The organism is Burkholderia seminalis DSM 23518 (genome assembly GCF_902832885.1).
Lineage (GTDB): Bacteria > Pseudomonadota > Gammaproteobacteria > Burkholderiales > Burkholderiaceae > Burkholderia > Burkholderia seminalis.
Genome location: NZ_CADFDK010000009.1, coordinates 107801 through 130908, shown reverse-complemented (window position 1 = coordinate 130908; position 23108 = coordinate 107801). Strand labels below are relative to the sequence as shown.

Genomic DNA, 23108 nt, shown 5'->3' with positions numbered 1-23108 from the left:
GTTCCATCCCCGCCCGATCGAACCGCTCAGTCGGACGAGCCCGTCCCGCGCGGCCGCTCGATGCCGTACGCCTCCATCCAGCGATACAGCGTCGCGCGCGACACGCCGAGTTCGCGCGCGGAAGCCGCGACGCGGCCGCGCGTGCGCAGCAGCGCCGTTTCGATCGCCTCGCGCTCGATCGACTTGCGGATGTCGGCCACCGACGGCGACGCCGCATCGAGACAGTATTCGAGCTCGAGATCCCGCGCGGTGATCAGCCGCCCTTCCGTCATCACGACCGCACGGCGCACGCGGTTGATCAATTCGCGGACATTACCCGGCCAGTCGTGCTTGTACAGCGCGGTGATCGCATCGGTCGAGAAACCGCGCACGCGATGGCGCGCGTCGCCGCGGAAACGTTCGAGCATGTGATGCGCGAGCAGTTCGATGTCCTTGCCGCGCGCGCGCAGCGGCGGCTGGTCGATACGCATCACGCACAGACGGTGGAACAGGTCGGCACGAAAACGGCCCTCCTCCATCGCATCGCGCAGGTCGACGTGCGTGGCCGACACGATCCGGACGTCGACCGGCACCGGATCGCTGCCGCCGAGCCGGTGAATCGAACGCTCCTGCAAAAACCGCAGCAGGCTCGCCTGGCTCTCGTGCGGCAGGTCGCCGATTTCGTCGAGCAGCAGCGTGCCGCCGTTCGCGGCTTCGACATAACCGATCTTGCGCGCGTTCGCGCCGGTAAACGCGCCGCGCTCGTAGCCGAACAACTCGGACTGCAGCAGATGCGGCGGAATCGCGCCGCAGTTGACCGCGACGAACGGGCCGTTGCGCCGTTCCGAATGGCGATGGATCGCGACGGCCGTCAGTTCCTTGCCGGTGCCCGTTTCGCCGAACACGAATACCGGTGCGTCGGTGCGCGCGAAACGCCGCACCGTATCGAACAGCCGCAGCATCGCGCTGCAGGTGCCGACGATGCCCTTCTCCTCCGATTCGAGCTGTTCGCGGTCGCGGGCAAACAGGCACTCCATGCCGTACGCATGGCCGACCGTATCGGCGATCCGCTGATGCGACGCGGGCAACGTGACGTAGTCGAAGCAATAGTCGCGCAACAGCGCGCGCACGTTCGGCGACGCGGTCTGGCCGACGTCGACGAGCGCGACCCACACGACGTCGCGCATCGACGCGCAGGTCGACGCGATGCTGCCGATCGCATCGGCATGGCCGCCGCTGAGATCGAGGATGCCGCAGGTGATTTCGCCGGACGTGTCGCGCAACTCGTTCGCATGCGCGACGACCGACACTTTCCAGTCGCGGCGCGACAATTCCTTTCGCAGCATCACGGAAGGCGACTGCGTCCAGTAGATCAGCGGACGCTGCCCGTTACCGCTCCCCGCGCCGGCGCTCTTATCGCGCGTTATTGGCATATTCATAACGACCCATCACTTTCTTCACTCCGTGACCCGTTCGTGTGCGCCGCGGCCGGCGGCGCATGGCCGCCTTTTCGCGCTGCGTTGCCGCAGTCTTGGCGAAGATCGAATCTGCACACGGCGAGAACCCCCGGAGGTCGAGCCGGATGTGTCACCCGGCCTCGTTGTCATCGAACTCGAACGGAACGCGCGGCTGCGGGAGCCGCGACATTCCGGCTTTGAAGCGACCCGCCGTCAGGCGGGACACGTCGGCAAACGGAACATCCGTCCGCATGTGCGTCGCGTCGTACACGACAGTCGCGCCCGATGCTGAACCGGACGGCGGCCAACCCGCTTGCGGAATGACCGCCGCATGTGATCCGTTCGTGAATTTACACCCCGTTTCGCGATGGTCTTGTTACCAAAAGATAATCCTGAATCAGGCGGTTACGCAGCCGGGTCGCCCCGCGCGACACCCCTTTGGCCACTGAGATTTGATTATCTACGAGCATTCCCGTCAATCAGTGCCAAATACTACTTTTCCGCGAGATTGGCGCCGTCGATTGGATGTGATTTTCATCGAAATCCGAGAAAAAAACCGGCACCGCATTCCATGTACCGCATAATCGTGCGTGCCGCCGGCCGGCCGGGCCGTCTCGGCGCCGCGCGCGGGTCGCCCGACCGTTACATACCGTAATCAACCGGCACGATCGCCGCCCGGGCTCACAGTGCCGTCTCGCCCTGCCGGACCGGCCGGTCGCGCATGCCGTCCACGGCCGATGCGTCGTCGCCCGGCGTGAAACCGGCGGGGCCGGCCATTTCCTCCTGTAACGCAGCATAGCCGTCCATCACGAAGCGCGTAAACTCGCCCCGAAAGCGCGCCGAGCCGAAGAATTCGGCATTCGCGCGACATGCATGCGGATCGATCGACCCGCGCGGCAGCGCTTCGAAACGGGCCAGTGCGTCGAGCAGCGCGTCGACCGTCTGTGCGCGGTAGAACAGCCCCGTTGCACCGGTGCCCGGCCATGCACGCACCGATTCGCGCACGCCGCCCTTCCCGTACGCGATCACCGGCGTGCCGCAGGCCTGTGCCTCGACCGGCGAAATGCCGAAATCCTCTTCCGCCGCGAACACGAATGCGCGCGCGCGCTGCAGGTGGTCGTGCAGCACGTCGAACGGCTGGTAGCCGAGCAGCGTGACGTTCGGCCCGGCCAGCGCGCGGATTTTCGCCATCTCCGGCCCGTCGCCGATCACGACCAGGCGGCGTTCGGGCGTACGCGAGAACGCCTCGACGATCAGGTCGATCCGCTTGTACGGCACGAGCCGCGACGCGGTCAGGTAGAACGCGTCCTTGTCCGGGCGCAGCGACAGGTGGTCGACGTCGACCGGCGGATAGATCACCGTCGCGTCGCGCCGGTAGGTCTTGCGAATGCGGCGTGCGATGAAGTGCGAATTCGCGGCCACGCGATCGACGCCGTTCGCCGAGCGCGCATCCCAGTTGCGGATGTAATGCAGGAGGGCCCGCGCGATCGCCGATTTCGGCCCGCGCGCGAGCCCGGCCTCGTTCAGGTACTGGTGCTGCAGGTCCCATGCGTAGCGCACGGGCGAATGCACGTAGCTGGCGTGAAACTGGTCCGGGCCGGTCAGCACGCCCTTCGCGACCGCATACGAGCTCGACAGCACGACGTCGTAGGCCGACAGGTCGAACTGCTCGATCGCCAGCGGAAACAACGGCAGGTAGCTGCGGTAGCGCGTGCGCGCGAACGGCAGCTTCTGGATGAAGGACGTGCGCACCGCGCGGCCGCGCAGGCAGTCACGATCCTCGAGGAAATCGACGAGGCTGTAGACGTCGGCCTGCGGAAAGCAGTCGATCATGTGCGCCAGCACGCGTTCGGCGCCGCCAGGCACGACCAGCCAGTCATGAACGATCGCAATCTTCAAGTACCGCTCCCGATTCTTCATTGACGTTCGATATGGGTCAGCCGCGCAACACGGCCCCATGTCGTGCCAATTATCGGAAAGCCCCGCCACGACCGATGTGTGCTATCGCACATTGCGCTGCTGTCGGCGCGCCGGAACCGTCGTGCCGTTCACGGTCCGGTTTGCCGGACTGCGAGCGGGACGACAAACCGGACCGTGAGTGCGCTTTCGAACAGACCGGCGCGCACGCCATCCGCATCATGGTCATCGCCACACCGCACGGAACGAACGCGTCCGTGCGGCACGGCGTGCTGAAGGTTTCACACGAGGACCGCATCATGGAATGGCATTGTTGTGAATTCGAACATCTGAGCGCCGTCGATCTCTATGCAATCCTGCGCGCACGCAACGCCGTGCTGGTCGTCGAGGATGCGCATACCCATCTCGACATCGACGGCAAGGACGCGGGCGCATTGCACGTCTATGCGACCGTGTGCAACGGCGACACGGCGGAAGTCGCGGCCTACGCACGGATCCTGCCCGGAGACGACATCGATCCGGACGTCGTGATCGACAAGGTACTGACGAGCGAAGCGTGCCGCGACGGCGATACGCTCGAGCATCTGCTCGAACGTGCCCTGACCGCCGCGCTGGCCGCGTGGCCGGACGCCGCGCTGCGCATGCACGTCCCCGAGCCGCGCCAGGCGTTCTACAAACGTTTCGGATTCCGCAAGGCATACGGACCGTATCTCGAACAGGGCGCGCCGTTCGTCGGCATGATCCGGCCGGCCGACCGCGCCGCCGGCGCGTTGCGCCAGCTGCTGTCCCGGGCCGTCTCGACCGCCCGGCCCCGAACCGAAGACGCGCGCGCCGACGGCCGCGTACACAACCGGCTGCCCGCCGATACCGGAGCCAACCGATGACCCGCACCCTACGCCCGGTTCCTGAGCCTGACCTGCCACGCATCCTGCCGGTCATCCTCGCCGGCGGTTCCGGCACGCGCCTTTGGCCGCTGTCGCGCGAACAGTATCCGAAGCAGCTGATCGAACTGACGTCGAACGAATCGCCGCTGTCGGCGACCGCACGCCGCCTGAACGGCATCGCGAACGCGGCGCTGGGCGACACGCTGTTGCTGGTATGCGGCGAACAGCATCGCATCATGAGCGCCGCTCAAGTGGTCGACCGTGCGGCGCCCGCGCGCATCCTGCTCGAACCGGCCGCGCGCAATACGGCACCGGCGCTGACGCTCGCCGCGCTCGACGCCAGCGCGCTCGCGGACGATCCCGTGCTCGCCGTGATGCCGGCCGATCACGTGATCGCCGATGTCGGCGCGTTCCAGGACTCGATCGCACGCGCGGCGCGTTACGCGCAGGAAGGCGCGATCGTCACGCTCGGCGTGCTGCCGCGCCGCGCGGAAACGGGCTACGGCTATATCCGGGTGGGCGAGCCGCGGACGAGCCGCCATGGCGGTCAAGGCGGCTATTCGATCGGACGCTTCGTCGAGAAACCCGACGCGGTGCTCGCCGAGCGCTACCTGCAATCGGGCGACTACTGGTGGAACAGCGGGATTTTCGTCACGCGCGCCTCGGTCTGGCTCAACGCGATTCGCGCGCTGGCGCCCGAGATCCACACGGCCTGCGAGTCGGCATGGCGAGCGGGCGTCGCCGAGGATCCGTTCTTCCGGATCGACGCGGCGGCCTTCGACGCCTGCCCGTCCGACTCGATCGACTACGCGGTCATGGAGCGTCTCGCCGACCACAGCGAACTCGGCATCGAGGGCATCGTGGTGCCGCTTTCGGCCGGCTGGTCGGACGTCGGCACGTGGGATGCGATCTGGGAAATCATGCCGAAGGACGATCACGGCAACGTCGCCCGCGGCCCGATCGTGTTCGAGGACACGCAGGACAGCCTCGTGCGCTCCGAGGGTCGTCTCGTCGCGTGCGTCGGGATGAAGGATGTCGTCGTGATCGAAACGCCCGACGCGGTGCTCGTCGCGAACAAGCACGACGTGCAGCGCGTGAAGAACATCGTCGCGCGCCTGAAGAGCGACCGGCGCCCGCAGGCGAGCGAGCACCGCAAGGTGCAGCGTCCGTGGGGGCACTACGATTCGATCGATCTCGGCGAGCGGTTCCAGGTGAAGCGGATCGTCGTCGAACCGGGCAAGCGGCTGTCGTTGCAGATGCACTATCACCGCGCCGAGCACTGGATCGTCGTGCGCGGCACCGCGAAGGTGACGCGCGGCAACGAGACCTTTCTGCTCAGCGAGAACGAGTCGACGTACATCGCCGTCGGCGAAGTCCATCGTCTCGAGAATCCCGGCCGGATTCCGCTGGAAATCATCGAGGTGCAGTCGGGCAACTATCTCGGCGAGGACGACATCGTGCGCTTCGACGACCAGTACGGGCGCCCCGTCGTCGACACGCTGCCGGAACGGCACGCGGTGTCGAACGTGCAAGTGGTGGAGGGAGACGTCGTCCGCTAATCGCAGGCCGCGCCTGCCGGCGCGTGCATCGAGTCGTCAATCGATGCCGCGCCGCGACGGGCGCGCCTGCCTGAGCGCTTCACGCACGCGCGGCAACGCCGAGGGGTCCGCCCCGACCTTGTCGGCCAATGCTTGCTGCACAACCTGCGCCCCGCACGACCCGGCCTGCGCGCCACCCGAGGGGCAGCCTCCGCCCCCGCCTACCTGCACGGGCATGCCGCCGATCGCGGAGAAGCGGTTGTCCGCGATCCGGTACTGCGATACGTTTCCCCACACGCGAATTCCGGCGAACCGTGCGCGCGACACGCGGTTGCCGATCACGGCCACGCGCGTCACCGAGCCCGACCACGTGCTGACGTCGATCGCGGCCTGCTGCGTGAGCGGGCGCGGATCGGTACGCACGGCCGCGTTCTGGATATCCGAAATCTCGTTGTTCTCGACCAGCACGCCGGACGCGCCGTAAGTCCGGAAGCTGTCCTCCTGCGCGACGAGAATGCCCGCGCTCACCTGCACGTTGCGCACGACGTTGTTCTCGATCGTCACGTCGGCACCGCCGACCACCGTGATGCCGCGCCCCCACGCGTTACCTTCGAGCGAGTTGCCGGTGATCAGCACGTTGCGGCTGAGCACGCCGTCGCCCTGGTAGCTCACCACGGCGATCATGTCGTCGCCGGTGCCGCGCACGAGGTTGCCCTTGACCAGCACGTTACGCGCGCCATGCGTGATGTGGATGCCGTCGGCCAGCGTCGACAGCACCTCGTTGCCGACGATCGCGACGTCCGTTCCGCCGAATACGAAGATGCCGCCACCACCACCGTCGATCGCGTTGTCGAGCACCTGCACGTCGTGCCCCGTCACTTCGATCTTGGTCGACCCGGGCGTGCCCATCCGCGTCGTACCCGTTCCCACCAGCCTGAATCCGGCGATCGTCGTGCCGGTGCCGCGCATCTCGATCGTCTGGTCGTCCGGCACGGTCGCGATCAGCGTCGCGCCGTAGCCCGACAGCACGACCTGCGCCTGCCGAACGACGAGCGAGCGGTCAACGATGTAGCGCCCCGGCGCGAACACGAGTCGCTGGCCCGGCTGCAGCGCATCCAGCGCGCGTTGCAGTGCGTCGGCCTGATCGGCGCCGTCGGGCGCCGGGGCGACACGGGCATCCGGCACGGCCGAGCCGATCGACGTCTGTTCGGTTTGAAATGCCGTCCCAGCGTGGACCGTGACGGTGGGACCGGTGATCATCCACATACCAAGCATCACACAGCAAAGACGGGAACGGCATCGGCGCCCGGTCTTGTGAGTCAAGCCCACGCGTGTCATGCCGGTTGCGGACGCGCAGCCGCGCCGCGCCCAGGCCACGCCGGAAAGCCGGCGATACGCGCGGTGCCAGTGCGCAGCGCAATCAGATAAGCCATCATCGGCACCGCCACGCCGGCGAGCGTACCGAGCACGAGGTGCGTCGCGAGACTGCCGACGCCGACGCGCATCAGCACGATGCGCACGCCGGCCATCACCAGGATATGCATCAGGTAGATCGGCATCGACGCGTAGCCGATCGCCGCGAGCCAGCCGGCACGCGCGGACGACGCTGCATGGCGGTATGCAAGCTGCAGCATCAGCGTGATGCCGGCGAACGCGGCGGGAACGGCCCAAATGCTCGTCGCGCTTCCGACGCCGTGCGCGAAGGCGACTGCCGCGACAAAGGCGACCGCCGTCAGCCCGCACATCGCAGGATGGCTGTTGCGTTCGAGCCAGCCCGGCAACGCATGCGACGCGACGACGCCGGCCACGAAGAACGGCCAGTTCATCAGCGCGGTCGACACGATGCCCCATTGCGTCACCGTTCCGATCGCGAGCCCGAGCACCGCGCTTGCCAGGAGCGCACCACGGATGCGCGGCGCCATCGGCACCTGGGGGAACACCGGCACCCATCGTGCAAACAGCCACGCGGCGATCATGCATAGCATCAGCGCGTACAGGAACCAGAACTGCGCGAACGGCCGCCATCCGATCGAGAGCAGGTCTCCGAACGTGAACGGATGATTGGTGCCACGCGACGCCATCGCAATCTGCACGCCGCCTTGCAGGACCGACCACAGCAGGTACGGATAGACGATCGTGCGCACTTTCGATCCGATGAACCGTTTCGGCGCGCCACGCAACGAGTGGCAGACGTGCAGCCCGGACAGGAAGAAGAACAGTGGCATGTGAAACGTGTAGATCACGTAGTCGGTCCACGCAAACACGGTATCGGGCACGCCGGCCGGCACGAGCCCCGACGAAACGGCGCCGCGCAGGACGTGCCCGTATACGACAAGAATGATGCCGGCGCCGCGGGCGACATCCAGGCTGGTTTCGCGAGCAGTCGTATTCATGTAAAGGTGGATGCCGCGGCCCCGTCCGGGCCCGCGCGCGTGGCGAATGGTCGTGAGAAGCTCCACTCTATGCACGCTCGCCGCGGAATACTGTGGGCTGGACGACAGTTAGCCGATGTCGGGCGTGTGCCGGATCGCTGCGCCGCGTACGGCCACGGACGATGTCCGTTCCGGCCGCTTTACGAAGTATCGGAACACGACGACCAGCAGCACGATCGGCACGAAGTCCCGGCCACTGAACAGGTTTGGAATCCGCAGTATTTCCATCAGAGACACGTACAGCACCGCGTGCGCGCAGCACCAGAATCCGCTCCCGCGACGCCACCCCGCGTAGCCGCGCCCGAACACCCAGCCGGCGAACGCCGCGTTCAACAGCCCGAACCAGCCCCACTCGTAGAAGTGGACGAAGATGCCGGATGGGTTGTTGAACTCGGGATCGGCATAGCTGTTCAGGAACAGGTCGACACTGTCGCCCGAGTCGAGCCACGGCTGGAGCGTCGCGCCGATCAGCGGAAAGTGCAACAGCCAGTCGAACGTGAACATCGGATGCCCGCTGCCCCAGCCGAGCACGTTGAGGATCCCGGCACCGTTGTTCAGCGACGTCGAGTAGTACAGGCCCAGGCGTTCGAGTGCGAAATCGAGGATGTTGTCGTAGATGTTGATGTAGTAGGTTTCCCACGACCGGTTGTATTCGTTCACGATGAACAGGCCGAGCAGCAGCGGGATCGCCGCGTACGGCCCAAGCGCCAGCAGTCGCAGCCGCTTGCGGCCGAGCCGGAACCGCACGACCATCAGCGCGAACGGCAGCGCAACCTCGATGATCGCGAGCCGCTCCGCGAAGATGAAACTGCGCAACAGCGTCAGTACGACCAGCACGGCCAGGTACGCCTTGTAGCGGTTGAAGCCCTTGACCGGCGTCCTGAATACGTAGAAATAGAGCGCGACGAACGGTGCCGTAGCCTGCGTGAACGAACTCAGGCCCGTGACGCGCCCTTTCAGTTCGATCAGCTCGAACGTGTTCGCCGTGCCGGTGAGGAACGACAGCAGCACGGCCGGATGTGCAAGCACGCCGCTCATCATCACGAGATAGCCGAACAGCGCGAGCGCGAACACGAAATCGAGCACGTGCGGCGACAGCTCGGCCGCTCTGTCGCCTGGCCCCTTCCGGACCTGCGCATCGGTCGTCGCGAACCACGCGGCCGCTGTCAGCACCAGCAGGAACAGGCCGCCCGCAAACGCGGAATACCCGTCGAAATAGATGCGCGCGATCGACTTCTGATCGCCGAGCAGGCTCATCGAAAGCAGCCCGTACAACGGCAGGATGAAGAGCAGCACGAGCCGTGCCGGATCCTCCCACCAGTAACCTGCGTAACCGGCCGCGCGGCCGGTGTGCGCCGCTCCGCCGCGCCTCGCCGGCCGCTGCAGTCGCGCTCGCGAGCCGGCCGCCACTCGTTTGTTCATGATGTCCGTTCCATTGCTTCACGCACATGCGCCTCGCCGGGCGACGCCACGCATCCGCCGCTCAGCGGGCCGGGCCGCGCGCGCCCATTACGCCTGCGTAGCCGGATGCGGCCTGATGAGTGTTCTCATGCGTGTAACCGTAGTCGTACCGCCCCGGCGAGCCCTTGAAGTCGTTCAGGATCACGCCGCGTACGGCGATTTGCGCGTGCTCGAGCCGTCGCGCGCTTTCGTCGAGTTCCGTCAGCGTCGTCACGCCGCTGCGCGCGACGAGAAACACGGTTCCGGCCAGGCGCCCAAGTACCAGCGCGTCGGCCACCGGCAGCAGCGGCGGACCGTCGATCACGACCATGTCGTAATGTGACGCGGCGCGCTCGATCAGTTCGGTGAACGCGGGCTGGAGCAGCAATTCACCCGGGTCGGGCACGACGTTGCCCATCGGCATGAAATCGAGACCGGGCATCGCGTCGCGCTTGAGCGCCTGGTCGAACCCGTGCGTGCCGCCCACGACATCCGACAGGCCCGGCGCACGACTGAAGCGGAACTGCTCGTGCAGTGAACCCTTCCGCAGATCCGCGTCGATCAACAGCACGCGCCGTTTCGCGGCGCCCGCCAGCGACGCGAGATTCGCCGCGACGAACGACTTGCCGACGCCCGTCGTCGGCCCTGAGATCAGCACGATGCGATTCGGCGCGTCGGGCATCGCCAGTTGCAGCGCCGTGCGGAAATTGCGCAGGCTTTCGAGCGCCGCGCCCTCCGGTGCCGTCGGCAGTGACGGCTGGCGCCCGTTGCGCCGCCGCGCGGCCTTCGACGGCGGCGGGTTCTGTCCAGACGGCGGGCTGTGTGGCACCGCCGCGAACACCGTCAGGCCCGTCGACCATTCGATTTCCTCGGCATCACCGATCGTGCCGGCAACGCGCTGTCGCACGATCACGATCGCGGCGCCCGCCAGCAGGCCGAGAAGCAACGACGCGATCACGGCCATCCCGCGATGCGGCCCGGTGGGCGTCTCGGCGATCCTTGCCGCATCGACGATGCGCACCGTTCCTGTCTTGCTGGCCCGCGCGAGGATCATCTGCTGACGCGTGTTGAGCAGGTTCGTATAGAGCGCGGTATCGACGGCCACGTCACGCTGCAGCTGCAGCACGCCCTGCTCGACGGTCGGCAGTTGCTGGATCTGCTTGCGCACCGTGTCGAGCGAGTGTTGCGCATCGGCGAGCTGCGCATCGACGGCCACGACGGCCGGATGCTTGGGCATGAACCGCGTCAGCAATTCCTCGCGGCGCTGCTGCAGCGTCTGCACGCGCGTCTCGATGTCGACCGACTGCTGACGCAACGCGAGCCCTTCATCGCTCGTATTGACTGTGCCGTGCGATGCGCGAAACGCGTTGAAGCGGCTTTCGGCCTTTTCGAGTTGCGCCTTCAGTTGCGGCAGCTGTGCATCCATGAAGCGGATCAGCTTGTCGGCCGCTTCGGACTTGCGCTGCGTGTTCTGCGCCAGATACGCGTCGCCGACCGCATTGAGCACGCGGCTGTCGTGCACGGGATCGGGGCCGTCGAGCGTCACGCCGATCATGTTCGACTGCTTGCCGCGCTCCGAGATCAGTGCGTTCTTCTGCAGCCACGCGGTCGCCTCTTCGTCGCCGTAGCGCGTCAAGTCGAAGCGTGCGCCCGGCTCGCCCGCGACTTCGCGCACGAACACGTCGAGCGGCCCCTGCGGTGTCTCGACGTGCAGTGGTTGGCCGATCCTGCCCTGCCAGACGGGCCCGCTCCTGCCGAGCCACCCCGTGCGCTGCAGCGTATAGGTGCCGCCGTTGCCGACGACGAGTGCGAAACGCTTACCGACGAAACGCTTCGGCACGTCGAAGGTCGGGACGTCGATGCGCTCCGTGCCATACACGTAACCGCCGGGCAGCGGCGACGACAGCCCGTCGGCCGCGTTCACCAGCCGCCAGCCGATGACCGGCAGGTAATGCGGCCGCGCATCGATGGCCAGATTGGTATCGTCGACCGCACGCGCCATCACCGCTCGCGATTTCAGCACCTCGATCTCGGTCGATGCATCGGTTTTCAGGTCGAACACCGAAGACGGATCGCCGGGCGGCGAGTTCGTTTTCGACTCGGTCGGGCTCTGCTCGACCTGAAACAGGATGTCGGTCCGGTAGACCGGGCGCGCGCAGAGCGCATAGAGGGTCCCGGCCAGCGCACCGGCGAGCGCCGTGCACAGAATCAGCCGCCGCCCACCATGGAGCATGGCCCAGTAGCGGCGGTACGGATAGGACGGCCGCAACGTGGGTCCGTCGTGCGGGTCGGGGAGAGTCTGAGCGTTCATACAGGATCGGTCCCGTAGACGCGACGCATCGCGATAATGCGATCCGTCACGAGGTTCACGGCGAAATGGCCTTGGCCGTCAGCGCACCCTGCGCGGACGACGGAATCAGCAAGTTGACGACGCGGCTCCAGCGCACCAGCGACGACGCGTCGACGAACACCACATCGCGGCGCTCGAGCGGGAACCGGTCGGCCAGCGCGAACGACGCCGGCGAGCGTCCGTCGAGGTGATAGACCTGCGGCCGGTTGCCGGGCCCGCGCCGCACCACGAACACCTGCCGCGCATCCGCGGTGTACTGGCTGACGCCGCCCGTGTCGCCGAGCGCTTCGCCAAGGCTCATCCGGCCATCGGTCAGCGTCAGCGTCGCCGGACGCGACACTTCGCCTAGCACGAACACCTTGCTGTCGCTCGCCGCGCGCACGCGCACGAGATCACCGTCCCGCAGCAGGATGTTCGTCGGGTTGATGCCTGCGGCCAGCATCGCCGGAAGGCTCACCATCACGGTCTTGTCGCCGCGCGTCACTGATACCTGCGAGCGGTCGGCCGTCGCGGTAAATCCGCCTGCGCGGTCGATTGCCTCGGGCAGCGTCATCGGCATGTCGTTGACGATCTGCAGCCCCGGAGTGCGTACTTCGCCGTCGAGATAGACGCGCTTGCTGCGATACGCCTGGACGCGCACCGCGATCTGCGGATTGCGCACGTACTCGCCGAGCCGCTTGGTCAGCACCGCGCGCGCTTGCGCCTCGGTCAGCCCCGCCACGTGCACGAGGCCGGCATACGCGAATTGCACGCTGCCGCTTGCGTCCACCGTGTAGCCGGTCGCGACCGAACTCGCGCCCACGCCATCGCCGCCGCCCGTCGTCTGGGTCGTCGGCAGGTTCAGTTCGGGGTGATCCCACACGACGATGTTCAGCACGTCGCCGGGGCCAATCACGTAGGGCTTCGGCGTACCGAACAACTGGCGGATTTCGGCGTCGACGTTCGCATGCTGTGCCGCATGCTGCTGCTCGACGAATGCCGGTGTGATCTCGATCAGGTCTTCGCTCGACACGTTCTGCACGCCGTCGAGGCCGCCCGCGCCCGATGCGTCGGCGCTCACGCGCGCGTTCGCGTCGCGTTCGGCCGGCGGGTGATACGTCATGCCCGGTGAAAGCGCACACGCGCTCAGCGTGCACACGGTCGCCGCCAGCGCCACGTGCGACAGCCAGCGCGTGCGTGACTGCCGCATCGCGTATGTCGATTGCCTTTGCGTCGTCGTTGACATGGTGTCCTTCCGAAACTGTGCGGTAACCCGCCGAATGCGGCAGGTTCCGGCATTACGCTTGCCTGCGCGGCTCGCATTGCGGTGCCGCGCACCCCTCGTCACCGCACGTCTTCCGTACGATTCGTCATGAACTGCTCTTTATCGCTTTCGTCGCTCATCTGCATCCTGTCGGCCGGCATCGCCTGCGCCGCCGATGCCCAATCGTTGCACCCCGACCCGGCCGATACGTCGACCTTCATCTCGCCGAGGGCAGTCTCGCCGGCCCTGCCGATCCCCCGGCAACGTTCCGCCCAGACCGCGACGGTCAGCTCCGCGACGCCGAATTCCGATTCCGCTGCGCCCGGCCTTGCGCTTCCCGGCATCCACGCCGACGCGGAGCCGGAATCGCGTGCCCGCGGGGCGCTGCGCCGGCCGCTCGTGCCGAAGCGGCCGGGCCGCCCGAAAGAGGCCAGCGCACCCGGCGATGGCGCATGGGATACCGGCACGCTGTACGCATCGCCGTACACCGCTTCGCCCTATACGCAACGTGGTGACACGAACTGAAGCCGCCCCGTCGCGCGCCGACGCAATGGCTCGGGCGCCGATACGGGATTGGACACCAGCGCGACAGGCACGTCTGTGATCAAGCCCACCGAAAGCCGATCTTCATACGAACGAGGATCGCACCCCGCTAACCGCCCAGCGTCGCGCGACGCGCATCAGGAACTTCTGACCGACACGTTCGCATAAGGTCGATCGGCCGTGTCGGGTGCCGACGGATTGGCGTCGCGTACTACCATCCAGCCCCAGTCGCCGCTCAACGCCTGCGTGCAGAGATCGATCACGGCGGCGGTTCCCGCAATGCCATACAAGGCGTGGTCGACCTGCGGCATCAGGTGCAGGCGCACGTGGCGCGAGCGCCGAAACGCATGTTCGACCGCGCCGAAGTGACGCCGGACGTCGTCGATACCGGGATCGAGTGCACCGTAGACGAGCATCGTCCGGACGTTGCGTTGCGCAAGTTCGCGCATCACGCCGCGCGGCGTACCGGCGCGCGGCTTCCAGCCGACGCGCGCGGCCGCCGTCTTCACGGGCACGCTGACGCGCGCGATAACGTTGGCGGCCACCGCGCGCAGGATCGGGCGCACGTCGCGCCGTTCGAGGACGAGCCGCTTCCAGCGCCGCCAGTCACGCACCGACAGCCAGTAGCCGCGCACCGAGTTGATCCGCTGCTTCTGCGCCGCTTCGAGCGTGAGCCCGGCCGGCCACACGAAACGCGCGAGGTTGATCGCGATCACGCCGCCGAGCGATACCGTTTTCACTGCCGCATGCAACGCCGCATAGGCGCCCGAACAGATGCCGGCCGCGACGACGTCCGGATGACCGAGCGCGCGCAACCAGTCCGCCGCTGCCGCGACGTCGTCGATCGCCTGCGGCGAATACACGACGCCCGACTGGTCGTCCGGTGCATCGGGCCCGCTGTCGCCGACACCATTCACGTCGATCCGCAACGTCGTCACGCCGGCCCGCGCCAGCGTGCGGGCCAGTCGCACGCCAAAGCGCCCTTCGCCACTGCGTGGATTCGTCGACGTGTTCGCGATCACGAGCGCCGGACCGACCGGCGTGGCAGGCGGCATGTCGGCCGGGCGGCACAGCACGCCAACCAGCCGGCCCGGGCCGACCGCGACGACTTGCTCCGTCATGTCGCCCATGTCGAGCGCAACGGCCGACTCACCACTCCATGCGTGGGCGGCGCGTGGCGGAACGCCGGCAGCGACGCCCCGGCCCGGAGCACGCGCGACGACCCAGTTCACCACCGTGTCGATCGCCGCGTGTGGCAGGTGCGAGCGCGTGCCGTCCAGCATCGTCGTCGGCCATTCACGGAACGGTTCGCACGTCACGTTCACGCCGCGCGCCAGCAGTGCGTCGCGCAACGCCGGTCCGTCGCCCTGCTCCGGCTGGATCAGCAGCATCGCGCCGGGCAGCGCCAGCGCATCGCGCACGACGTCGCACAGATCGACGGCCTTCAGCGCATCGACAAATTCGGCCGGGAAGCGATGTCCGAGCACGTTCATGCACGGTTCGTCGCGATGCGCGGCGCGGGTCGCAGGCGGCATCGTATCGAGCCACTGACGATGCACGAACGACAGCTCGCGCAGGTACGCACGGCCGCGCACGACCGGCGACAGCGCGACCACCGCATCGACGCGCGGCAACGTGCACCGACCTGCAGCGGCCAGCATCGCGAACAGCGCGCCCGCCCGAATGCCGACGAGCGTCACGGTGGTCACGCCGGCTTCGTCCCGCAACAGGTCGATCGCACGATGAATGCTGTCGATGCTGGCGGCATGCCGCCCGGCATCGAGGTCGTCGCCGGGCGAATCGCCGGCGCATGGATAGTTGAACCGCAACACCGTCACGCCCGCACGGGCGAGACGCTCCGCGACGGCCCGCATGAGCTTGTGCGTCCATGCAGCTTCGTGGCCCAGCGATTCGCACAGGATCACGCCCTGCGCCGTCTGTCCTTCGTGCAGCCACCCAACGCAGCTGCCGAACGTTATCGGCTTCACTCGGTACTCCTCGGAGCAGTATTTGTTATTCCGTGCACAACCGTGCCAGCGGCGACACCGGAATACACGATGTCGCGACTCCGGCCGCTGGCCGGTGCTGGCAGGAACCGGCCGCAGTCATCCGCCGCGCCCCTGCGCGGCCCGCTTGCCGTGTTCCATGCGTGTGATTAGATCATTGGGCCCGATCGGGCTTCGGTGCGCCAGCTTACAAATGCATTCATCACCGACACGACGCAACGCCGTGCCCCTTTAGCGATTCGTTCCGTCATGCGAACGGAATCCGCGAACGGTAGGCTCGCGAACAATGCCGCGTTGCTCGCCCCGTATCATGGCCACCATCCGATGTGGCCGTGCCGGCATCGCCGGTCGAAACCGGCACCGGAACGGTTCGCGAATCCTCGCAGCCGGGTCAGCGCCGACCGGCCGCGCATCCGTACGGCTGCACGCAACCCGCCGCCATGCGATACCCAACGGCGCCGACCGAGCGAATGTCAAACCTCAAGAAGAACTTCCTGCTGCTGCTGACGCTGCAGATTTCGATGTATGCGGTGCCGCTGCTGATCGCGCCGCTGCTGACGCACGCACTGGGCCCGGAAGGCTATGGCCAGCTCGCGTTCTCGCTGGCGGTGATCGCGTATCTCACCAACTGCACGAGCTACAGCTTCGACCCGACCGCCACGCCGCGCATAGCACTCGCACGCGACGACCGCGCCGAGCGCTCACGCATCTTCTGGGCGACGCTGTATGCGCAGATCGGAATCGCGGCCATCTGCTTCGTCGTGCTGGTGCTGCTGACCCTGCTGATCGGGCGCTTCGGCGATGACCGCGACCTGCTGCTGATCGGCTTCGGCATGGTGGCCGGCGTCGCATTCACGCCCGGCTGGTATTTCCAGGGCATGGAGAAGCTGCGCGCACTCAGCGTGATCCTGTTCGTCGGCCGGGTGTTGAGCCTGCCCGCGATGTTCGCGCTCGTACACAGCCCGGCGGACATCGATCGCGCGATGATCGTCAACGCCGCTGTGCCGGTGCTATCGGCGATCGCGCTGGCCGTCTACCTGTACTTTCATCGCGAAATCGACTTCGTCCGCGTCGGCGTGGCCGACATCGCCGAATCGCTGAAAGGCGGCTGGCAAGTGTTTCTCGCGTCGACGTCGATTGCGTTCTATGCGTCGACCAACACCGTGTTGCTCGGCTTCGTGTCGGGCAACGTCGCGGCCGGCTACTTCGCGGCCGGCGACAAGCTGATCCGCGCGGCGCTCAGCCTGCTCCAGCCGCTGAAGGCCGCCACCTATCCGCGCATCAACTACCTGATGCGGCACGCGCGCAACGACGCGTTCTCGTTCCTGCGCAAACTGTTCGTCGTACAGGTCGTGATGGTGCTCGGCATCTCGCTCGTGATTTTCTTCGGGGCGCCGCTGGCCGTGCGTATCCTGTATGGCCCCTCGTACGAGCCGACGGTTCACGTACTGCGCTGGATGGCATTCATCCCGTTCATGGCCGGCATGACCGACCTGTTCGGCGTGCAGACCATGCTGCCACTCGGCATGAAGACGGCATTCACGCGTATCCTGATGTCGTCCGGCATCCTGAACATCGTGCTGCTTCCCGTCCTCGCGAAGTACTTTGCGGAACTGGGTGCCGCGGCCGCCGTTCTGCTCGCGGAGGCCGCAGTCGCCGCCGCGCTCGCGGCCGTCGTCTATCGCGCCGGCATTCCGCTGCCCGGCAGTTCCATTGCGCGCCGCTAGCACGCGGCCGCACGATGGCGTGGCACCCGTTCCCCGCGCCGAAATGCCTGAACCGAATTCACGCGGGAGCCGCTCATGGCAGACCTGACCATTGCAATCTGCAACTACAACCACGGCGTCTATCTGCGTGCCGCGATCGACTCCGCGCTTGCCCAGACCACCAACGACATCCGCGTCCTCGTGGTCGACGACGGTTCGACCGACGACTCCCGCGACATCATCCGCTCGTACGGGGATCGCATCGTGGCAGTCTTCCAGGAGAATTGCGGCCAGGTCGCCGCCTACAACCGCGCGCTGGAGCATGTCCTGACCCCTTACGTGCTGCTGCTCGACGCGGACGACCTGCTCTACCGCGACGCGGCCGCCCGCGTGCTGGCCGCGTTCGCCTCCGGCGACTTCGTGAAGGTGCATTTCCGGCTCGACGTGATGACGCGGGAAGGCATCGCGACGGGCGTCACGGTCCCACAGTCGGGCGTGGCCACCGATTGCGGCCGCCTGCTGCGCGCGGGCTGGCTTTATCCGTCGCCGCCTGCGTCGGGTAACGCATACCGGAGCGACGCGCTCAGGCGCATCTTCCCGGTACCCGTCACGCCCGACAACCTGCACGGCGCCGATTTCTATGCGATCTACGGGATCGCGCTGCTCGGTGCCATTCACATGATCGACGCGACGCTCGGCGGCTATCGTGTTCATCGGCCGGCTACCCCTGCCGATAGCGAAGTCAACCGCGACACGGCCGATCTTGCATTTGCCAATGCGGAAGATGCGGCCACGGGTGCGTTGAAGGCGGCGCGCCGATGGTCGACGCTGCGTGCCATTGCCGGCTCGCGGCTTCACGAAGCGCTGCCGGGCGAACCGTTCGACTTCTCGATCGAAAAGGCGCACTTCGCGAGCACGCTGTACCGCGCGCCGCTCGCGCGCCGCTGGCGCTGGTTCCTGTCCGATTCGGGACGCTACTGGCATACCGTGCTGCGCAATCCGTTCTGGCGGCCGTTCAAGAAACTGGCCGTCACCGGCCTGTCTCTCGCGTGCCTGCTGCCATCGTCGACGCTCAGCGACCGCGCGATTCGCTATATCGCGAATCCGCTCGCGCGCGTTCGCCCGACGACCGAACCGCGAACCGCGGCCCGCTAGCGACGGCTGGAGTCAATTCGATGCACGCGCAACGAGACGGGTCTCCTGCACCGCTGCATTGCCGCATGAAAACACCTGTATCCAGGTACTTCTTACCCCGCCATCCGATCCCCATCGGGAACGTTGACCGCCTTTTCCTCCCACCGCTCCACCGCGTCGAAAAAAGATCGTACGTATCGGTACAAACACCGATGCTGTAGTCAAACTACATTCGTACGATTGGTCGATGCAGAGAATCGCTACATCCGATTCGGCAGTGTCGGACGGTCCGCGTCGCCGTCCTCGATGTTCGATCGGGCCCAACCGGCCGTAACGATTCCCCGCCCGGCCTGGCATGCCGACGCGCAACCACCCTGCATCGCCAGCCGAATACGTCCGGTGCGAATCCATCGGACGTGCGCAGCTCCAGACATCATTCGAACAACCGGCAATACGATCATGGAGAGCAACATGCGGGACACCCTCTGGCCGGCCGTCGTGCTGGCAGCGACCCTCTGCACCACCGCCTACGCCGGCAACGCCGATTTCAATTCGCAGGGCGACGCGACCGACGCATTCGCGTCAGCCGCCGCGCAGCGGCGCGCCGACCTGCTCGTGCGCAAGATGACGCTCGACGAGAAGCTCCAGTTCATTCATTCGCAATACGAAATGTCAAAGGTGCCGGGCGGCGGTGCCGGCTACATCCAGGGTGTGCCTCGGCTCGGCATTCCCGATCTCAACATGGTGGATTCGGCGACGGGCTCCGGCAGCACCTCGCAGGCCAGCACCACGTTCCCGGCGACGATCGCCGTCGCCGCGAGCTGGGATCGCCGGCTGTCGTACGACTATGGCAAGCAGGTCGCGATCCAGTTGCGCGCGCAAGGATTCGGCATGGGCCTCGCGGGCGGCACCAATCTCGCGCGCGAGCCGCGCGGCGGCCGCCTGTTCGAGTATCTCGGCGAAGATCCGCTGCTTGCCGGCGACCTGCTCGCCGAACGCACGCTCGCCACGCAGCGGCAGAAGGTCATCGCGACGATCAAGCACTACGCCGGCAACGAACAGGAGCACGGCCGGATGGGCGGCAACACGCAGATCGACGAACGCACGCTGCGCGAGCTTTACCTGCTGCCGTTCGAGATCGCCGCGAAGCGCGGCCGCCCCGGCAGCGTGATGTGCAGCTACAACCGCCTGAACGGCACGTATGCGTGCGAAAACCCTCACCTGCTGAACGACGTGCTGAAGAACGAATGGGGCTTCCAGGGCCAGGTGCAGTCCGACTGGGGCGCCGCGCACAGCACCGCGGCCGCGATCAACGCCGGGCTCGACGAGGAAGAAGACGTCGGGCCGACCGTCTACCTCACCCCGGCGGCCGTCAAGCAGGCGATCGCGAACGGCTCGGTGTCGACCGCGCGCCTCGACGACATGGTGCGCCGCAAGCTCGCCGTGATGATCCGCGTCGGCGTGATGGACGATCCGGCCAAGGGCGGCGGCACGATCGATTTCGCGTCCGCGAACCGGTTCGCGCAGGCAGCCGCCGAGCAGTCGATCGTGCTGCTGAAGAACGACGGCAACCAGTTGCCGCTGGCCGCGGCGGCGCTGTCGCGTATCGCCGTGATCGGCGGCCACGCGGATGCGGCCGTGCTGTCCGGCGGCGGCTCCGGCAACACGCGCGATCCGGTTTCGGGTTCGTTCGCGGGCTGCGGCGGCCTGACGTTCGGGTCGTCGACGGGCTGCAGCTGGTGGCGCAATCCGTGGCTGAAGGTCGACGTGCCGATCGTCGCGGCCATTCGCGCGCTCGCGCCGGCCGCGCAGGTCACGTACGCGGGCAACAGCGATCAGCAGTCGCCGTTCCGCGCGTACACGCAGCAGGAGATCGACCAGGCCGCGGCGCTCGCGGGCCGCTCGGACGTCGCGATCGTCGTGGTCGCGCAACCGGCCGGCGAGGATTTCGGCGACCTGCAGAGCCTGAGCCTCGCGAATCCGTCGAACCAGGATGCGCTCGTCGAAGCCGTCGCGCGTGCGAATCCGCACACGATCGTCGTCGTCCAGAGCGGCAATCCGGTGCTGATGCCTTGGAAGGACAACGTATCGGCGATCGTCGAGGCGTGGTATCCGGGCGAAGCCGGCGGCAAGGCGATCGCGAACGTGCTGTTCGGCGCGGTGAATCCGTCCGGCAAGCTGCCCGTCACGTTCCCGGCGCGCGATCAGGACTCGCCGACCTGGGGGCAAAACGGCGCGTTCGACAACGATCCCGTCTACGCGGAAAAGCTGAACATGGGCTATCGCTGGTACGACGCGCGCAACATCAAGCCGATGTTCGAGTTCGGCTACGGGCTGTCCTATACGCACTTCGCGTACTCGGGACTGTCGGTGTCGAGACAATGGGACGGCTCGCTGAGCGTCGCATTCACGGTGCGCAACGACGGGCGTGTCGCCGGCGCGGAAACGCCGCAGGTCTATCTCGGCGTGCCGTACAAGGACGAGCCGCCGAAACGGCTGGTCGGCTGGGAGAAGATCCGGCTGAATCCGGGCGAAGCGCGGCGCGTGCGCGTGACCGTGTCGCCGCGGATGCAAAGCGTGTGGGACACGTCGCGTAACGGCTGGCGGGTCGTCTCGGGCGGGACGGTGTATGTCGGTGCGTCGTCGCGCGATATCCGGCTTCAAGGCAACTGATCGCCGGTGAACCCGCGGGGAGCCGCGTGCCCGGCTCCCCGTCTTTGCCGATCGTTCGAGCGGCGTTACCGGAGCAGCAGCGCCAGCACCGCCGCGAGCGCGGCCATCGCGACGATCGCCGCGGCCACGCCGGCCAGATGCGCGGCAACCACCAGGCCGGCCGGCAATCGCGACCCGATGCCGGCCATCACGCACCACCCGCTTCCAGCGTATCGAGCAACGGCCGCGCCAGGTGCAGGACCTGATACACCGTACCCGCGCCACCCTCGTCCGGTTCGTGCTCCGTGACGACGGCCCGCGTCAGTCGCCAGCGCAGCGGGTCGAGACTGACGACAGCGGCCACCACGCCCTGCCGTGCCGCCGTTTCGCGATTGCGCGCGATCTCTCCTGCAAGCGTCGCGTCGAGGTCGGCATCCGGCGGAATATCGAGGGTTTCCAGACGCGCGAAGCGTCCCGTCGACGCACGGCCCTTGCGCGCCTCGAGCACGACCTGGGTTTCGATCGGCGCGCGCCCGAAGCTGTCCGTCACGACCCGATAGCGGCCGGCCGTCACGAACCGCGCGAACGCCTGTTCGTGACGCCACAGATAAAAAGACGCATAGCCGTTTTCCGTCGCGCCGTAACGGCCGGCCTCGCGCAGCAGGAACCCCTTGAACAGCAGATCGGGCGTGTCGTCCCAGAGCGCGCCGCGTTCGCGCACGCGGTTGCGGATGATGTCGAGGTCGTAGTCCGCCGGCAGGCGGTGCACGTAGTACGCGGTCAGCATGGTCGACTCCTGGCGAAAGCAACGGGTGACATTCAGGAAAACGTGCGAACAGCGTAGAAGACCTTGAATCATTTGAAAAGACGATGGCATCATATTTCAATGATTCGATTCTTAAATGGATGAGTGCGCGATGAAAACGCTCGACATCGAAGCCGTGCAAGCGTTCGTGCTGACCGCCGACCTCAAGAGCTTCACGCGAGCCGCGGAAGCGATGGACACGACGCAATCGGCCGTGAGCCTGAAGATCAAGCGGCTCGAAGAGGGGCTCGGCCGCCGCCTGCTGGAGCGCACGCCGCGGCAGGTCCGCCTGTCGGCCGACGGCACCGCGTTCCTCGAGCCGGCGCGCGAGCTGGTGGCCGCGCACCACGGCGCAATCGGCGCGTTCGGCACGGGCCAGCGGCGGCTGGTGATCGGCGTCAGCCACCATGTCGTCGGCGCCGATCTGCCGATGCTGCTGCGACGCATGAGCGAAGCGGAGCCGACACTCGTGCTGGAGATCCGCGTCGCGGCGTCGCGCGACGTGCTCGATGCATTCGACCGCGGCCAGCTCGACGCGGCCGTCGCGCTGCAGCACGACAGCCGGCGGCTCGACGGCGAGACCATCCTGTCGGAATCGTTCGGCTGGATGGCCGCAGCCGATTTCGAGTACCATCCGCCGCAACCGCTGCGGCTGGCCACGCAGGCCGAACCTTGCAGCGTGCGGCGCATGGCCGTTGGCGCACTGGACGAGGCCGGTGTTCCGTGGACCGAGGTGTTCGTCGGCGGCGGTATCGCGACGATCGGCGCGGCGGTATCCGCGGGGCTGGCCGTCGCGGCGCTCGGGCATCGCGTGGCGCCCGCCGGCACGGTCGACGTCGGAACGCGATACGGGCTGCCGCCGTTGCCGGCGCGCGACGTGGTGCTCCATTCCAGCCTGACCGACGCGCGCGCCCGGCAGGCACTGCGCACGCTCGGCGCGGCGCTGCGGTCGTCGATCGGGGTACGTTGACGTCGCACGCACGGGTGCGTTCCGAACCTCTCACGGGGAAAACCATGCGCCC

General features: G+C 67.1%; 17 protein-coding genes. 7 read left to right on the top strand and 10 right to left on the bottom strand.

From position 1 onward, the window contains the following. Positions 1 to 26 precede the first annotated feature (26 nt). Entirely contained in the window at positions 27 to 1418 is a 1392-nt protein-coding gene (locus HWX00_RS25135) for a sigma-54 dependent transcriptional regulator (RefSeq protein WP_034191559.1), read from the bottom strand. A gap of 699 nt (positions 1419 to 2117) precedes the next feature. Then, positions 2118 to 3335, bottom strand: coding sequence for a glycosyltransferase family 4 protein (locus HWX00_RS25130; RefSeq protein WP_244131191.1), 1218 nt, complete (start codon positions 3333 to 3335; stop codon positions 2118 to 2120). A 239-nt stretch (positions 3336 to 3574) separates the two neighbouring features. Between HWX00_RS25130 and HWX00_RS25125 the strand changes: the two genes are divergently transcribed. Beyond that, the gene (locus HWX00_RS25125; protein WP_080288009.1) at positions 3575 to 4237 is read left to right on the top strand and encodes a GNAT family N-acetyltransferase; all 663 of its coding nucleotides are present in this window, start codon (positions 3575 to 3577) and stop codon (positions 4235 to 4237) included. Beyond that, positions 4234 to 5796, top strand: a complete 1563-nt coding sequence (locus HWX00_RS25120; protein WP_175029060.1) for a mannose-1-phosphate guanylyltransferase/mannose-6-phosphate isomerase — start codon at positions 4234 to 4236, stop codon at positions 5794 to 5796. Before HWX00_RS25125 ends, HWX00_RS25120 begins: the two co-directional genes overlap by 4 nt. 36 nt (positions 5797 to 5832) lie before the next feature. Here HWX00_RS25120 and HWX00_RS25115 read toward each other — a convergent pair whose 3' ends face one another. The 5 genes from HWX00_RS25115 to HWX00_RS25095 all read right to left on the bottom strand — a co-directional run bounded on the left by HWX00_RS25115 (position 5833) and on the right by HWX00_RS25095 (position 13222). After that, positions 5833 to 7035: a right-handed parallel beta-helix repeat-containing protein gene (locus HWX00_RS25115; RefSeq protein ID WP_404823806.1), complete on the bottom strand. Its 1203-nt coding sequence runs from the start codon at positions 7033 to 7035 to the stop codon at positions 5833 to 5835. A gap of 74 nt (positions 7036 to 7109) precedes the next feature. Then, the gene (locus HWX00_RS25110) at positions 7110 to 8168 is read right to left on the bottom strand and encodes an acyltransferase family protein (RefSeq protein WP_049028486.1); all 1059 of its coding nucleotides are present in this window, start codon (positions 8166 to 8168) and stop codon (positions 7110 to 7112) included. Positions 8169 to 8276: 108 nt separating this feature from the next. After that, the gene (locus HWX00_RS25105) at positions 8277 to 9629 is read right to left on the bottom strand and encodes a hypothetical protein (protein ID WP_034191562.1); all 1353 of its coding nucleotides are present in this window, start codon (positions 9627 to 9629) and stop codon (positions 8277 to 8279) included. Positions 9630 to 9690: 61 nt separating this feature from the next. Beyond that, a complete protein-coding gene (locus HWX00_RS25100) occupies positions 9691 to 11958 on the bottom strand; it encodes a polysaccharide biosynthesis tyrosine autokinase (RefSeq protein WP_034191563.1) in 2268 nt (755 codons plus the stop codon). Between the two features lie 55 nt (positions 11959 to 12013). Next, positions 12014 to 13222, bottom strand: a complete 1209-nt coding sequence (locus HWX00_RS25095; RefSeq protein ID WP_059556445.1) for a polysaccharide biosynthesis/export family protein — start codon at positions 13220 to 13222, stop codon at positions 12014 to 12016. An 81-nt stretch (positions 13223 to 13303) separates the two neighbouring features. Here HWX00_RS25095 and HWX00_RS25090 point away from each other — a divergent pair, with 81 nt between their 5' ends. After that, entirely contained in the window at positions 13304 to 13765 is a 462-nt protein-coding gene (locus HWX00_RS25090) for a hypothetical protein (RefSeq protein WP_226193902.1), read from the top strand. Positions 13766 to 13920: 155 nt separating this feature from the next. On the opposite strand, the gene HWX00_RS25085 is transcribed toward HWX00_RS25090, so the two are convergent. Continuing rightward, positions 13921 to 15771, bottom strand: coding sequence for a serine aminopeptidase domain-containing protein (locus tag HWX00_RS25085; protein WP_175029058.1), 1851 nt, complete (start codon positions 15769 to 15771; stop codon positions 13921 to 13923). A 488-nt stretch (positions 15772 to 16259) separates the two neighbouring features. On the opposite strand from HWX00_RS25085, the gene HWX00_RS25080 reads away from it, so the two are divergent. The 3 genes from HWX00_RS25080 to HWX00_RS25070 all read left to right on the top strand — a co-directional run bounded on the left by HWX00_RS25080 (position 16260) and on the right by HWX00_RS25070 (position 21302). Continuing rightward, positions 16260 to 17516 carry an oligosaccharide flippase family protein gene (locus HWX00_RS25080; protein ID WP_175029057.1) on the top strand — a complete coding sequence of 419 codons (1257 nt, stop codon included), beginning with the start codon at positions 16260 to 16262 and terminating at the stop codon, positions 17514 to 17516. Between the two features lie 75 nt (positions 17517 to 17591). Beyond that, positions 17592 to 18650 carry a glycosyltransferase family 2 protein gene (locus HWX00_RS25075; RefSeq protein ID WP_175029056.1) on the top strand — a complete coding sequence of 353 codons (1059 nt, stop codon included), beginning with the start codon at positions 17592 to 17594 and terminating at the stop codon, positions 18648 to 18650. A gap of 450 nt (positions 18651 to 19100) precedes the next feature. Beyond that, complete coding sequence (locus HWX00_RS25070; protein ID WP_124669390.1) at positions 19101 to 21302, top strand: glycoside hydrolase family 3 C-terminal domain-containing protein; 2202 nt, start codon at positions 19101 to 19103, stop codon at positions 21300 to 21302. Positions 21303 to 21367: 65 nt separating this feature from the next. Here HWX00_RS25070 and HWX00_RS37200 read toward each other — a convergent pair whose 3' ends face one another. After that, entirely contained in the window at positions 21368 to 21493 is a 126-nt protein-coding gene (locus tag HWX00_RS37200; RefSeq protein WP_257786268.1) for a hypothetical protein, read from the bottom strand. After that, positions 21490 to 22068 carry a DUF4865 family protein gene (locus HWX00_RS25065; protein WP_175029055.1) on the bottom strand — a complete coding sequence of 193 codons (579 nt, stop codon included), beginning with the start codon at positions 22066 to 22068 and terminating at the stop codon, positions 21490 to 21492. Before HWX00_RS25065 ends, HWX00_RS37200 begins: the two co-directional genes overlap by 4 nt. 130 nt (positions 22069 to 22198) lie before the next feature. Here HWX00_RS25065 and HWX00_RS25060 point away from each other — a divergent pair, with 130 nt between their 5' ends. Next, a complete protein-coding gene (locus HWX00_RS25060) occupies positions 22199 to 23056 on the top strand; it encodes a LysR family transcriptional regulator (protein WP_059556698.1) in 858 nt (285 codons plus the stop codon). Positions 23057 to 23108: the final 52 nt, after the last annotated feature.

Excerpts from the sequence above, each read along its gene's own strand:
- HWX00_RS25135 (WP_034191559.1), bottom strand. The coding sequence starts at position 1,418 with ATGAATATGCCAATAACGCGCGATAAGAGCGCCGGCGCGGGGAGCGGT.
- HWX00_RS25125 (WP_080288009.1), top strand. The coding sequence starts at position 3,575 with ATGGTCATCGCCACACCGCACGGAACGAACGCGTCCGTGCGGCACGGC.
- HWX00_RS25120 (WP_175029060.1), top strand. The coding sequence starts at position 4,234 with ATGACCCGCACCCTACGCCCGGTTCCTGAGCCTGACCTGCCACGCATC.
- HWX00_RS25115 (WP_404823806.1), bottom strand. The coding sequence starts at position 7,035 with ATGATCACCGGTCCCACCGTCACGGTCCACGCTGGGACGGCATTTCAA.
- HWX00_RS25110 (WP_049028486.1), bottom strand. The coding sequence starts at position 8,168 with ATGAATACGACTGCTCGCGAAACCAGCCTGGATGTCGCCCGCGGCGCC.
- HWX00_RS25105 (WP_034191562.1), bottom strand. The coding sequence starts at position 9,629 with ATGAACAAACGAGTGGCGGCCGGCTCGCGAGCGCGACTGCAGCGGCCG.
- HWX00_RS25100 (WP_034191563.1), bottom strand. The coding sequence starts at position 11,958 with ATGAACGCTCAGACTCTCCCCGACCCGCACGACGGACCCACGTTGCGG.
- HWX00_RS25095 (WP_059556445.1), bottom strand. The coding sequence starts at position 13,222 with ATGTCAACGACGACGCAAAGGCAATCGACATACGCGATGCGGCAGTCA.
- HWX00_RS25080 (WP_175029057.1), top strand. The coding sequence starts at position 16,260 with ATGTCAAACCTCAAGAAGAACTTCCTGCTGCTGCTGACGCTGCAGATT.
- HWX00_RS25075 (WP_175029056.1), top strand. The coding sequence starts at position 17,592 with ATGGCAGACCTGACCATTGCAATCTGCAACTACAACCACGGCGTCTAT.
- HWX00_RS25070 (WP_124669390.1), top strand. The coding sequence starts at position 19,101 with ATGCGGGACACCCTCTGGCCGGCCGTCGTGCTGGCAGCGACCCTCTGC.
- HWX00_RS25065 (WP_175029055.1), bottom strand. The coding sequence starts at position 22,068 with ATGCTGACCGCGTACTACGTGCACCGCCTGCCGGCGGACTACGACCTC.
- HWX00_RS25060 (WP_059556698.1), top strand. The coding sequence starts at position 22,199 with ATGAAAACGCTCGACATCGAAGCCGTGCAAGCGTTCGTGCTGACCGCC.